Here is a 13,114-nt window from a genome sequence, read left to right on the forward strand (position 1 = left end):
CTTATTTAGTTATTTGTAATATTCGTATTAAACTCATACCCATCAGATTTTATAAAGGTTCGATCCAAAATATTACACACACCGAAAGTAACTTTAAAGTGAGGTAAATAAGTACTTTTTTTTCAAACCTTGTAATTTTTCTCGTTACTTGAAATGTTTCATCAGTAGGAGATTTTTTTAATTTTACCTGTTACTTGAAATGTTTCGCCAGCCGGACAATTTTTTAGATATTTTTTACCTACAGGTATTGAATCAATCATGAAATCAATTCTGATATGCGTAAGTACAGGTTGTTTAACTACATTTACGTTAGTAGGCAGCCAGGCCCATGTATTTAAAGATTGAGCTGCTGCTTCATCAAATAACCCTTTAGGATATGAAGAAATTACTTTATATCCTTGCGCCTTACCCTCAGAATTAATAATAGTCATGAGTTCTACACAACCTGCAAGACCTTTTTTTGCAGCAGCTATTGGATATCGTGGTTCTGTTCTTGTGGAAATATTCCAATAGCCTTTCACCCTGTCGCGCAGTTCAACACTTGATAAATCTATATAATCGCGTATTTCAGCATTTGATACATCAGTATGGTTTAGCTTTTCTACACTTTTATCTGCAGTAGGTGTCGATCCACATGCCGCAAGTAATGAAGTTAATGGGAGTAATAAATAGAGGGCTTTCATAGCGTTTCCTTATGCTTTATTGATTATTTTACATACTAAATAATTACATCAATTACCTATTTTGTAAACAGTTAATATAGAGAAAAGCCTTAAAATGAGGTCTATCAATTCATTGGTATTATAAAATCAAGTTTGTTAATGTAAGTAAATTAACAATAAAAATTAAGTAACTATGCCACTCAAAAAAATAATCAAACCACTCATACTAGCCAGCCTTTGCGCTAGTTCTAGTTACACTCTCGCACAAACAAAAGTAATTTATAACGCCAATGGTTATACCCCTTTATACAAAGGTGAAGTACAGCAGTTTTCTACCCTCGTTATTAAAAATGGCAAGGTAGTTAAGCTCGGTAGCGAAACACTTAAAGATAGCTACCCAGATGCCAAGCTAATTGACGCGCACGGTAATACCTTATTACCTGGCTTAATTGATGCTCATGGGCACGTTATTGGCCTTGGCGACAATTTATCGCAACTTGACGTACGCGGCGCAACATCGGTTGATGAAGTAACAAATAAACTAAAAGTATTTGCCGATAACAAACAAGGTTGGATTATTGGGCGAGGTTGGAACCAAGAGCTTTGGGCTGATACACGCTTTCCTACAGCTAAAGATTTAGACAAAGTAGTGAGCGATCGACCTGTGGTTCTTTCGCGGGTTGATAGTCACGCCATTTGGGTTAATTCAAAAGCGCTCGAACTTGCTGGTATTAACGCCCAAACAAAAGCGCCTGAAGGAGGTGAAATAATTAAAGACGAATTTGGCAATCCTACGGGTATTTTTGTAGATAAAGCAGAATCGCTAATTACCCAGCATATGCCAGCCCCTTCAAAGCAAGATATAAGTGACTCACTAGATGCAGCAGGTAAGCATTTATTAAGTTTAGGCATTACCTCTACTCACGATGCAGGTATTGATAAAGCCACATGGGAGGTTTACAAAGAGCGCGGCGACCTTGGTAATTTACCGCTACGTATTGTGGCAATGTTAAGTGGTGCAAGCCCTGATTTAAATACAATGTTAAAGGCAGGCCGATACCACGACAAAAATGACTTTATGGAAATTCGCAGTGTTAAAGTTTACGCCGATGGCGCACTTGGCTCTCGCGGAGCCGCTCTGATTGAAGAATACGCAGACAGACCTGGTCACCATGGTTTAATGCTTGAAACACAAGAAAAACTCGAAGCGCTCTTTACACAAAGCTTTAAAAGCGGCTTTAGCGCAAATACCCACGCCATTGGCGATAAAGCAAATAAAGTAGTACTTGATGCTTATCAAAATGTGTTTAAAAAAACGGGCGGTATATTACTACGTAACCGAATAGAGCACGCACAAATTGTAACGCCTGTGGATATCCCTCGCTTTAAAGCGTTAAAAATAATCCCTTCAATGCAGCCAGTACATGCCACTTCTGATATGCATATGGCAGAGCAACGCTTAACTGAAAAACAATTAAGCGGTGCCTATGCTTGGCAAACATTTTTAAAGCAAGGATCGGTTGTTGCAGCAGGCTCTGATTACCCGGTAGAGCTTGCAAATCCATTTGATGGTTTGTATTCAGCCATTACACGCATGGATCATAACAAACTACCTGAAAACGGCTGGCGCGCAAGTGAAGTACTAAGCCGCGAAGATGCATTACGTGCATTTACTCTCGGTGGCGCTTATTCAGCTCATCAAGAATTTAAGGTGGGTAGTTTAGAAAAAGGTAAATGGGCCGACTTTATTTTAATTGATAAAGACTACTTTAAAGTGCCTGTTGACGAGATATACAAAACAAACGTGCTGCAAACATGGGTAGCAGGAATAAAACGATACGAAAAAACTAAAACAGAAAATACCACCGAAAAATAAAACTAAAAAAGGGTTAACGCAAGTTAACCCTTTTGGGTTGTGTAGGAAGGCACTTTTAGCTAAACATGTTTTTCACATCTTTTAGCATGTCGTTGTACTCATCACTTGTGAATAGCTGCATAGACGGTATAACGCCTTTGTCTATATACGTTTGCAGCGCTGCTGACTTATCAGAAACCTGTAATGTTCCCTCTAAAATAGCGCCTACTCGAATAAAGTCTACGTAACTAACTTTATCAGGTTTGTAACTTGGATCTGCCCAGCTTAGAGCTACATCAACAAACTCTTTAGGAAATTCCCACGCTTGCATAATCGACGAGCCAATTTTCCCACTCAGCTTTTGAATTGCGTGCGCTAAAAAGCTTGGGTTGGCAAACACTTCAGGGTGGCGCTCAGCTTCTGTTAAAATTGGTAATACACCAATATTGTAAACAAGCGCAGCTAATGTAATTGAATCACGATTTAATGAAGTGTGTTTATTGTTTTTTAAGTAAAACTCCATGAGTGTTATTGAATGGCTAGCAACGGTTAATGTTTTTTGCCAAGCCTTGCCCATGTAGCCTTTAATTAGCTCATTGTTTGATACAAATAATTGCTCCATAGCCATAGCCGTTGCAATATTTTTAATTTGGCGCAACCCAATGCGAGTCACTGCTTGTTGTAAATTAGATACTTTTACAGAACGTCCCATAATCGCACTATTAGCTACTTTTATCATACGAGCTGAAAGCGCTGGGTCTTGTGAGATTACATCTGACATTTGCATTAAATTCACATCAGGGTTATCTGCAGCTTGGCGAACCTTAATCGCTACTTCAGGTAGCGTTGGTAAAACCAACGTATCGTTATTTATTCTATCGACTAGAATCGTTAATAAAGCGTTTTCTGTAGACATAAAGCTGCCGTCCTTTTGTGTTCAGCCTGTAAAGTAACTGCAAACTCAGGCAGTTAATTTTCGTATTAGTAATATAATTAGTATTGTCTAACTTACCGATAAAGTTAAGAAAGTTATAGAAGTTTATTTTTATTTATAATGCTTTATCGCTCATGCTTGCCTTACAACGCCAAATACTTGCTATTTACTATTTAGTTTTGCTTTAATGCACTCACAATAAGGAAGCGTTTGTACATATTTAGTCTTTTAACTAAAGCAGTACAAATTATTAAACTTACTTTTTAACAGGCAATATAATGATCTTAAATAAAATTAGCCAAGCAATTATGCTCTCTGGTGTCGTTTTTCTTAGTGCATGTTCTGAACAAGCGCCGTCTTCTACCGACAACACAGCCACAGAGCTTGCTCAAAAAAGCAGTGCACAATCAGGCCCTGAGCTTATTAATGCAAATAACCAACGTTTAGATATTTACACCGACTTTAGCTTACAAAGTGATTTATCGCACTTAAGCGATAACCAACGAGCAATGGTTGCAAAGCTTATTGATGCTTCAAAAATAATGGACGAGTTATTTTGGAAACAATCTTTTGGCGAAAATAAAGACGCTTTTTTAGCAAAACTAAACGACGACAAAGTACGTAAATTTGCCGATATTAACTACGGTCCATGGGATCGTTTAAATGGCGATGAAGCGTTTTTATCCAGCTATAAAGAAAAACCTCTTGGCGCACAGTTTTACCCTGCCGATATAACCAAAGAAGAGTTAAACAATGCAGATGTTGAAGACAAAACAGGCCTTTACTCTGTAATTAAGCGTGATGAGCAAGGTAAGCTTTACAGCGTGCCATATTCAAAAGAATACGCTAATGAGCTTGCAAAAGCCGCTGACCTTTTACGTCAAGCTAGCAAACTTGCTGACGATAAAGAGTTTGCTAACTATCTAAACTTGCGTGCTGATGCTCTACAAAAAGATGACTTCCAAGTATCTGACTTTGCTTGGATGGATATGAAAAACAACCCAGTAGATGTGGTTATTGGTCCAATTGAGACCTATGAAGATCAATTATTTGGTTACCGCGCAGCTTATGAATCTTACGTGCTTATTAAGGATTTAAAATGGAGCGAACGCTTAGCTAAATTTGCCGCATTTTTACCTGAGCTTCAAAAAGGTTTACCTGTTGATGCTAAGTACAAGCAAGAAGTACCAGGCTCTGACGCCGATCTAAATGCCTATGATGTTGTTTACTACGCAGGGCATTCAAACGCTGGCAGCAAAACAATTGCAATTAACTTACCAAACGATGAGCAAGTACAGTTAGAAAAAGGGACTCGTCGCCTGCAACTTAAAAATGCAATGCGCGCCAAGTTTGATAAAATTTTAGTGCCAATTTCAGAGCAGTTAATTGTACCTGAGCAGCGTAAACACATTACTTTTGATGCCTTTTTTGCCAACACTATGTTCCATGAAGTAGCGCATGGTTTAGGTATTAAAAATACAATCACTGGTAAAGGAACTGTTCGTCAATCATTACAAGAGCACGCGAGTGCGCTTGAAGAAGGCAAAGCCGATATTTTAGGTTTGTACATGGTTGAGCAATTGCTTAAAAAAGGCGAGATCACTGAAGGTACACTTGAAGATTACTACACGACGTTTATGGCTGGCATATTCCGCTCAGTACGTTTTGGTGCATCAAGTGCGCATGGTCAAGCGAATATGATCCGCTTTAACTTTTTTGCACAAGAAGGCGCGTTTTCTAAAAATGAAGCGGGCTTATATAGTATAAACATGGAAAAAATGAGCACTGCTATTGCTGACCTATCTCGCTTAATTTTAACCTTACAAGGTGATGGCGATTACGAAAAAGTAGATCAACTAATCGCAACTCATGGTGATATTAAAGAAGAACTTGCTAAAGACTTAGAAAAACTAAGCAAAGCAAATATCCCTGTAGATGTAACATTTAAACAGGGTAAAGAAGTACTAGGGCTTAAATAAGTATAGTTAAACTTAGCTAAACCCTAAAAAAGCGTTGCAGCTTAAAACTGCAGCGCTTTTTTTAACTCTGTAATTTGTACATCTGTATACGGCACAACTGGATACTTACCCCAAATTGGCGCAGGCCATGCAGCATCAGTAGTAAAGCGTGCAATATGGTGAATATGTAATTGCGGCACCATATTACCCAAAGCCGCTATGTTTAACTTATCAGGGCTAAACACATCCATTAATAATTTACTTAGCTTGGCTGACTCTTTTAAATACACAATTTGATCATCCTCAGATAAATCAATTATCTCTTTTAAGTTAGCCTGCCTAGGCACTAATACAAACCACGGATATTGGCTGTCGTTCAATAAAAGTACTTTACACAGTGGCCAATCGGCAAGCTCTATACAGTCACGTTTAAGTTCTGGCGCTAGTTTAAATTCAGGGTTAGTCATTGTTATTTCCTACTTTGTCTTTAATAATCGCCACTTTATAGCATTTAGTTGCAGTTGCACACGCTTGGCTTTACCATCAAAGCAATATTTATAATAAGCTAAGGCAACCTTGTGCTAAAAAAAATAAAACACCTCTCACTAGCCCTCCCATTAATGGTTGGCGCTATTAGTGTTCAAGCAAAACCTTTATCGTTGGAGCGTATTTTTGACGATCCGAGCCTTTCAGGTAAATCACCTGTACAACTTAAATTTTCGCCTGACGGCAGCCGTGTAACTTATTTACAAGGCAAAAGCGATGACTACAACCGCTACGATTTATGGGAATACAATCTAAAAGATAACACCAACCGTGTGCTAGTTGATTCGGCAAAGTTATTTTCAGGCCCAGAAAACCTATCTGATGAAGAAAAAGCACGCCGCGAACGCCAACGTATTTTTGGTAAAGGCATATTAGAATACAAATGGTCTAAAGACGGTAAGGCACTTTTATTCCCACTTAACGGCGACCTTTACTATTACGATTTAGCCTCTGCTAAAAGTAAAAAACTAACCGACACTGAAACATTTGAAACCGACGCACGCTTTTCACCTAAAGGTAACTACGTATCATTTATTCGAGAGCAAAATCTTTATGCTTTAGAGCTTGATTCAGGTAAAGAGATTCAGCTTAGTAAAGATGGCGGTGGCGTAATTAAAAACGGTATGGCCGAGTTTGTTGCTCAAGAAGAAATGAGCCGCATGACGGGTTATTGGTGGTCAGGGGATGAAACTAAAATTGCCTATACCCGTGTTGACGAAACACCAGTAAAAGAAGCTATCCGTAACGAAATTTACGCTGATGAAGTTAAGTTATTTAACCAACGCTACCCGTTTACAGGTACCGACAACGTTAAAATTCAACTGGGTGTTGTTAAACTTAACGATCAAAAAGTAAATTGGATTGATTTAGGTAAAGATGAAGACATTTATATAGCGCGTGCTAAATGGCTGAAAGACGGCAATACATTGTCGTACCAATGGCAAAATCGCTCGCAACATAAATTAGAGCTGCGTTTTTATAACAGCGAAACTAAAGCACAAAAAGTAGCACTAACCGAAAACAGCGATACATGGATTAACCTACATTTTGACCTTGAGTTTTTAAAAGACAAAAAGCACTTTGTATGGGCATCTGAGCGCGACGGTTTTAAACACTTATATCTGTATCGCACAAACGGTCAACTTGTTCGCCAAATTACTTCTGGCGATTGGGCTGTTGATAGCTTAAAAGGCATTGATGAGAAAAAAGGCATTGTTTACTTTGCTGGTCGTAAAGACACTCCTCTTGAGAGCCATTTATACAGTGCGCCTTTATTTAAAAAAGGCGATGCCAAACGTATCACCGAAAAAGGTCAGTACCATAATGTTGTGCTAGCAAAAGACAGCAAAACCTTTATCGATAATAGCTCATCTGATAACACACCAAATTCAGCAGCGCTTCGCAAAATAAACGGCGAATTTATTACATGGCTTGAAGAAAATAAGCTTGATAGTAACCATCCGCTTACCCCTTATTTAAGCGATTTAACAAAACCAGAATACGGCACAATTAAAGCCGAAGATGGTCAAGTTATGCATTACCGTTTATTTAAGCCAAGTAACGTAACCGATGGCAAAAAGCATCCTGTTATTGTTAATGTGTACGGCGGCCCGCATGCTCAGCGAGTAACGAATAGCTGGCGCAGTAAAAACTTGTACTTTCAGTACATGGCACAACAAGGTTACGTAATTTTTCAACTAGATAACCGTGGTTCGTACAACCGTGGTAAAAAGTTTGAAGATGCTATTTATAAAAACCTAGGCGTGGTTGAAGTTGCCGATCAAATTAAAGGCGTAGAGTTTTTACGTACGCTTGATTACGTAGATCCACAACGCATCGGTGTTTATGGCCACAGCTACGGCGGCTACATGGCGCTTATGACTATGTTTAAAGCAGGCGATTACTTTCAAGCCGGTGTATCGGGCGCTCCAGTAACTGATTGGGCTCTATACGATACGCATTACACAGAGCGTTATTTAGGTCATCCTGATACAAATGCTAAAGGTTATGAGGACAGCGCAGTATTTCCATATGCAGATGGCTTAAAAGGCCCATTAATGATTTATCATGGAATGGCTGACGACAACGTATTGTTTACGCATTCAACTAAATTGTTTAAACAACTACAAGATAACGAAAAACAGTTTGAAATGATGACCTACCCAGGCTCTAAGCACAGCCTACGTGGTAAACAAGTGCAAACACACTTACATCAAACAATTACAAACTTCTTTAATCGTCATTTTGACGTTAAATAAGCAAGTAAAGTAATAACAGACTAAAGGCTGATTGATAAATCAGCCTTTTTTTTGCATTAATGGGCGTTAAGCCTAGATTAAACTCTTTTTTTAGCTACGCTTATTCTATGCGCTAAAGCGCACACTTTTTGAGGATAAATGTATGCCTAGTCTACGTAGTTTTAGTATATTCCAACGTTTCTCGCTGCTCATAGCTATTGTCGTATTTGGGCTTATAGCGCTTAGTGTAGCCAGCCTAACTCACCAATATAGCTCTCTTAAAAACGAGCAGTACCTTAAAACACAAAATGTAGTAGAAACTGCGTACAGTATAATCGAGCACTTTTATGACCTTGAGCAAAATAATACTCTCACTCAACAACAAGCTCAATCGCAAGCACTTAATGCAATAAGAGCTCTGCGCTACGACAAAACCAATTACTTTTGGATTAACAATTACCAGCCAAAAATGGTTATGCATCCTATAAAACCTGCGCTTGAAGGAAAAGATTTAACCAATAATAAAGACCCTGACGGCAAAGCATTGTTTGTTGATATGGTTAATATAGTTAAACGCTCTGGCGAAGGATTTATTCCTTATAAATGGCCAAAACCAGGTAAAGAAAAACCAGTTGAAAAAATCGCATTTGTTAAAGGTTTTAATCAATGGCAATGGATTATTGGCTCAGGTGTTTATCTTGATTCAATTGACGAAGCATTTAGCGAGCAACGTAATCTAATAGTCGTCAGTGCAACAATTATGATTATTGCTGTTATTTTACTTAGCTACTTTATAGGCAAGAGCATTTTAATACCTACTCGTTTAGCAGCCGATATGATGAAAGATATTTCACAAGGTGAAGGCGATTTAACTCGTACATTAAATGAATCCGGTAACGATGAAATATCTGAACTATCACACTCATTTAATTTATTTGTTTTAAAAATGCGAGAGTCTCTTGTTCATGTATCACAAAGTGCAAACGATGTAAGCGAACATGCGCATACAGTTGATGATTCAAGTAGAACAAGCCACTCGTTTATTGAGCTTCAAAACGATAGCTCAACCCAAGTTGCAGCTGCCATGGAGCAAATGACTCACCAAATACATGATGTAAGCCGTAACGCCGAAGCCGCAGAGCAAGCAGCTAAAGATGCAGCACAAAACGCATCAACGGGTAAAAATGTGGTTGCGCAAACAATTACAGCAATAGAAACACTCTCAAGCAACATAGAAACAGTCAGTCGTGTAACAGAAGATCTAGCCAACGAGAGCCATAATATAGGCTCTGTACTTGATGTAATAAGAAGCATCTCGGAGCAAACAAACTTACTGGCATTAAATGCTGCCATTGAGGCTGCTCGCGCAGGAGAGCATGGCCGAGGATTTGCTGTTGTTGCAGATGAAGTAAGAACACTGGCCAGTCGTACAGGCCAAAGTACCGACGAAATTCAAACCATGATCACTAAACTTCAAGAAGGTGCAAAAGCAGCAGTAGAAGCAGTTAAATCAAGCCAAGCACTTTCAGTTTCTACCGTAGATCAGGCGTCATCAGCCAATACTTCACTTAATGAAATAGAACGACTTGTTTCAATTATTACCGAAATGAACAGCCAAATAGCTCGCGCCACAGAGCAACAAACTCAAGCTGCCGACGAGGTTAATTTGCGTATTAATGAGCTATCTCAATCAACTGAGCAATCATTAAATAATACTAAACAGCTTACCGATGCCAGTGATAATCTTAAACAAAGTAGCCAAGAGCTTTCAAGCGTAGTTAATCGTTTTAAATTAGATTAACCCTAACCCATATAATTATCATAAAATGCAAAAGCCCTTAATTAACAGGGCTTTTTTATTGCATATAAGTTTTTAGCTTACAAACAGTAACGTGCAAACAAGCTCGTTACTGATGCAGCCGCTGGCTTGCCATGCTGCCAATCACCGCCTTCAACACCGCTTCCTGCAATGTCCATATGCACATAAGGCAAAGGTTGTGCAGAGTCGTTACCGTGTTTATCAAGCCCACCAACAATAGCCATAAACGCCATAGGGAACTGATGTCCACGAGCAGTAACTGCAGATGCCGCATTATTACTAGAGAGTACATCGTCTGCTAGCGTGCGTGGTTTAATAAAGTCGTAATCTTCACGGCGAGAGCGCGATACTTCTGCGCCATCGGCCCACAAATCTCCAAGGTCAGCTATTTGACGTGAAACACCAGCGCTACGAGCTGGACCGTTTTCAACATACGCACCGTAAGGACCCATTGCACGTGCCGCGTGACCCGTTAATGTAGCAACAGTAAACAACGTTGGGTTTATTTCGCCTTTAGCTAAATCTTTCATTTCGCTAAGCAGGTCGCCCATTGCTAAGCGCCCTTCTGCATCGGTATTACCAATGCGTACACGGATACCTTCGCGGCTAGTAATAATTTCATCTGGCACAAAACAATCCGAGCCAATAGAGTTACGAACAACAGCCAAGTACGATACTACTTTAACGCCTTTAGGCTGATAATCCGCAACGGCTTTCATAAAGCCCGCAACAGAAGCTGCGCCACCTTTATCGCGACTCATGCCTGCCATATGGCCACCTACTTTTAAATCTGCACCGCCTGTATCGTATACAAGACCCTTACCTACAAACATAAGTGTACGAGTAATTTCGCCCTCTGGTACATATTCAAGCTTAACAACACGTGGGTGATGGCGCTCAACTGCATACGATGCACGAGCAACAGTGCTTAGCATTGGGTAGTTTTTATCAATAGCTGCAATATCATCAATTACGTCAACTGCAATGCTTGAGCCTTTAAATAAATCAACGCAGTAATCAGCAAAACGTGGTGGAGCCATACGCTCAGGTTCGGTGCCACACAAGTCACGCGCGGCATATTGGCCTGCAGCAATTGCATTAACAGCTTTGATTGTTTGCTCGCTTGCGCCAACTAAACCAATTTGAGTAATAGGTTCAATACTTTCACCGTGATATTCACGCGCTTCTAATGGCTGCCATAAGGCTTGGCAAGCGCCTAAATAAGCAACTTCTAAAGCATGCTGATAACGGCTATCGCCATTTAAATTTGGTAAAAATAATGCAGGGTTAACACTACCCGACGCTTTTGCTTCGTTAATTGCTAATTTAGCAGCATCAAAATAACGGCGAACATCGTCGTAATCTCTATTTAACGGACCCGTTGGCGCAAGTACAACGCGTTTGTTTTCAATCACTAATAAAGTAACTTGTTTACCAATACGAGAATCAACTTTTGCTTGGTCTAAAATAGCATCACGTAATGAGTTATTTGGTAATAGAGAAAAGTCATCACTAATAATAATAAGCGCATCATGAGATGTGTATTCAAGGCTTGCACTAACCGCTTGAGGGTATGCCATAAATAAAGTCCTGTTAGAAAACATAAGCCCCTATTATCGTCGATTTAAATATTGAAGACCAGCAAGGTGCGATGAGCTAATTATACAACTTGCCAATAAATGGCAACTTGGGGTTACAGGCTTTACAGCTTAATCGAGAATACTCAGTTGGAAGTTTTGTTCTGGCTCGCTTTTAATGCCAACGCCTATGCCAAGTAATCTTACAGGTTGTTGTAGCCCTCGTTGATAGGCCTTAGTAAGGAGTTGAATAAATATTTCTGTGTTTAGCTCGTGGTATGCCTGATCGGCTGAGGTCACTACAAAATTTGCAAACTTCACTTTAACACTCAGCTTATTAATACGGTTTTGTAATTGCTGTTTATTAAGTCTTAAAACTAATTCGTCTAACAATTTTGGCAGCTCATCTAAGCACTCTTGCAAACTTGTTTTATTGTATTCGTAGGTATGCTCAACACTCAGCGACTTTCTGATGCGATCTGTTGATACTTTACCAACATATTCACCTGCACATTTTTGATAAAGCGACACACCAAAATTACCCACATGTTGCTGCATCCAGTTAACGCCTTTTTCACGTACATCCTTGCCGGTATATAAGCCTTTTAAATTTAGCTTTTCGAGCGTTACTTTACCCACCCCCGGAATTTTCCCCAGCGGTAATTGCGCTAAAAAGTCATCGACCTCATGAGGCAAAACGACAAATTGACCATTCGGTTTTTTTTCGTCGCTGGCTATTTTGGCAATAAATTTAATCGGTGCAATGCCTGCTGATGCAGTGAGCCCGGTGGCATTGTAAATATCTGCTCTTATTTGCTGTGCAATAAGTGTGGCACTGCCTTTACAAGCGGTGCTGTCTGTTACATCTAGGTAGGCTTCGTCTAAAGAAAGAGGTTCAACTAAATCTGTGTAGCGGCTAAATACTTCACGTATTTGATTTGAAGCTTCTTTGTATACAGCCATGCGCCCAGGAACAATAACTAAATCGGGGCATAATTGTTTAGCATGATAGTTCGACATAGCCGATCGCACGCCATATTCTCTCGCTATATAGTTAGCGGTTGAGAGCACGCCTCGTCGGCTATTGCCTCCAATAGCAAGCGGTACACATGCAAGTTTTGGATTATCTCGCATTTCTACTGCTGCATAAAAGCAATCCATGTCTATGTGAATAAACTTCTTCATCACCACAACAATAACTGGTTATTTATACAGTCATTATTATAGAATCAAATGTGATAAGCAAGCCTAGGGCCTGTTTATCTTTCGAGGTTAAATTTGCAGCAGTATGTTTGGTATTTAGGCAAGGCAGAGCCTATGTAGTGTGGTTATTCCCCATAAATAGGCGATAACGTAGCACAAATGCCAAACATACGCTGCCCGAAAGGTTCTGCCTAGGGGCAATTTACTCTTTGTTGCTCGGTTTTTACTTAGCCCACTAGGTCACAAACCTCGCGCCGCGATTAAATAGCCCCTAGATTGAACAAATTTTAATCCTGAAAGGTCAACAGGCCCTAGTTAACTAT

Annotated in this window: 9 protein-coding genes; 4 read left to right on the top strand and 5 right to left on the bottom strand. The window is 39.6% G+C overall.

Annotation, left to right across the window (positions count from 1 at the left end):
- Positions 1 to 161: 161 nt before the first annotated feature.
- Positions 162 to 683, bottom strand: a complete 522-nt coding sequence (locus GQR52_RS04670; RefSeq protein ID WP_165727614.1) for an energy transducer TonB — start codon at positions 681 to 683, stop codon at positions 162 to 164.
- Between the two features lie 172 nt (positions 684 to 855).
- On the opposite strand from GQR52_RS04670, the gene GQR52_RS04675 reads away from it, so the two are divergent.
- Positions 856 to 2,538: an amidohydrolase gene (locus GQR52_RS04675; RefSeq protein ID WP_165727615.1), complete on the top strand. Its 1,683-nt coding sequence runs from the start codon at positions 856 to 858 to the stop codon at positions 2,536 to 2,538.
- A gap of 55 nt (positions 2,539 to 2,593) precedes the next feature.
- On the opposite strand, the gene GQR52_RS04680 is transcribed toward GQR52_RS04675, so the two are convergent.
- Positions 2,594 to 3,433: an HDOD domain-containing protein gene (locus GQR52_RS04680; protein WP_024590070.1), complete on the bottom strand. Its 840-nt coding sequence runs from the start codon at positions 3,431 to 3,433 to the stop codon at positions 2,594 to 2,596.
- 296 nt (positions 3,434 to 3,729) lie between these two features.
- Here GQR52_RS04680 and GQR52_RS04685 point away from each other — a divergent pair, with 296 nt between their 5' ends.
- A complete protein-coding gene (locus GQR52_RS04685) occupies positions 3,730 to 5,430 on the top strand; it encodes a Zn-dependent hydrolase (RefSeq protein WP_165727616.1) in 1,701 nt (566 codons plus the stop codon).
- Positions 5,431 to 5,471: 41 nt separating this feature from the next.
- On the opposite strand, the gene GQR52_RS04690 is transcribed toward GQR52_RS04685, so the two are convergent.
- Positions 5,472 to 5,876 carry an HIT family protein gene (locus GQR52_RS04690; RefSeq protein ID WP_101217522.1) on the bottom strand — a complete coding sequence of 135 codons (405 nt, stop codon included), beginning with the start codon at positions 5,874 to 5,876 and terminating at the stop codon, positions 5,472 to 5,474.
- 111 nt (positions 5,877 to 5,987) lie between these two features.
- On the opposite strand from GQR52_RS04690, the gene GQR52_RS04695 reads away from it, so the two are divergent.
- Both GQR52_RS04695 and GQR52_RS04700 read left to right on the top strand, forming a co-directional pair.
- Positions 5,988 to 8,213: a S9 family peptidase gene (locus GQR52_RS04695; protein WP_165727617.1), complete on the top strand. Its 2,226-nt coding sequence runs from the start codon at positions 5,988 to 5,990 to the stop codon at positions 8,211 to 8,213.
- 142 nt (positions 8,214 to 8,355) lie between these two features.
- Positions 8,356 to 9,993 (top strand): methyl-accepting chemotaxis protein, encoded by a 1,638-nt coding sequence (locus GQR52_RS04700; RefSeq protein WP_007581540.1) that lies wholly within the window; start codon positions 8,356 to 8,358, stop codon positions 9,991 to 9,993.
- 77 nt (positions 9,994 to 10,070) lie between these two features.
- On the opposite strand, the gene GQR52_RS04705 is transcribed toward GQR52_RS04700, so the two are convergent.
- Complete coding sequence (locus tag GQR52_RS04705) at positions 10,071 to 11,591, bottom strand: leucyl aminopeptidase family protein (RefSeq protein ID WP_165727618.1); 1,521 nt, start codon at positions 11,589 to 11,591, stop codon at positions 10,071 to 10,073.
- 129 nt (positions 11,592 to 11,720) lie between these two features.
- Positions 11,721 to 12,773, bottom strand: coding sequence for a DNA polymerase IV (gene dinB / locus GQR52_RS04710; RefSeq protein ID WP_024590076.1), 1,053 nt, complete (start codon positions 12,771 to 12,773; stop codon positions 11,721 to 11,723).
- Between the last annotated feature and the right edge of the window lie 341 nt (positions 12,774 to 13,114).

The sequence above is a fragment of the Pseudoalteromonas sp. 31A1 genome (assembly GCF_011378815.1).
Lineage (GTDB): Bacteria > Pseudomonadota > Gammaproteobacteria > Enterobacterales > Alteromonadaceae > Pseudoalteromonas > Pseudoalteromonas arctica.

Bases quoted from the DNA above. Each gene is read 5' to 3' on its own strand.
- GQR52_RS04680 (WP_024590070.1), bottom strand. From the start codon at position 3,433: ATGTCTACAGAAAACGCTTTATTAACGATTCTAGTCGATAGAATAAAT.
- GQR52_RS04700 (WP_007581540.1), top strand. From the start codon at position 8,356: ATGCCTAGTCTACGTAGTTTTAGTATATTCCAACGTTTCTCGCTGCTC.
- GQR52_RS04670 (WP_165727614.1), bottom strand. From the start codon at position 683: ATGAAAGCCCTCTATTTATTACTCCCATTAACTTCATTACTTGCGGCA.
- dinB (WP_024590076.1), bottom strand. From the start codon at position 12,773: ATGAAGAAGTTTATTCACATAGACATGGATTGCTTTTATGCAGCAGTA.
- GQR52_RS04690 (WP_101217522.1), bottom strand. From the start codon at position 5,876: ATGACTAACCCTGAATTTAAACTAGCGCCAGAACTTAAACGTGACTGT.
- GQR52_RS04705 (WP_165727618.1), bottom strand. From the start codon at position 11,591: ATGGCATACCCTCAAGCGGTTAGTGCAAGCCTTGAATACACATCTCAT.
- GQR52_RS04675 (WP_165727615.1), top strand. From the start codon at position 856: ATGCCACTCAAAAAAATAATCAAACCACTCATACTAGCCAGCCTTTGC.
- GQR52_RS04685 (WP_165727616.1), top strand. From the start codon at position 3,730: ATGATCTTAAATAAAATTAGCCAAGCAATTATGCTCTCTGGTGTCGTT.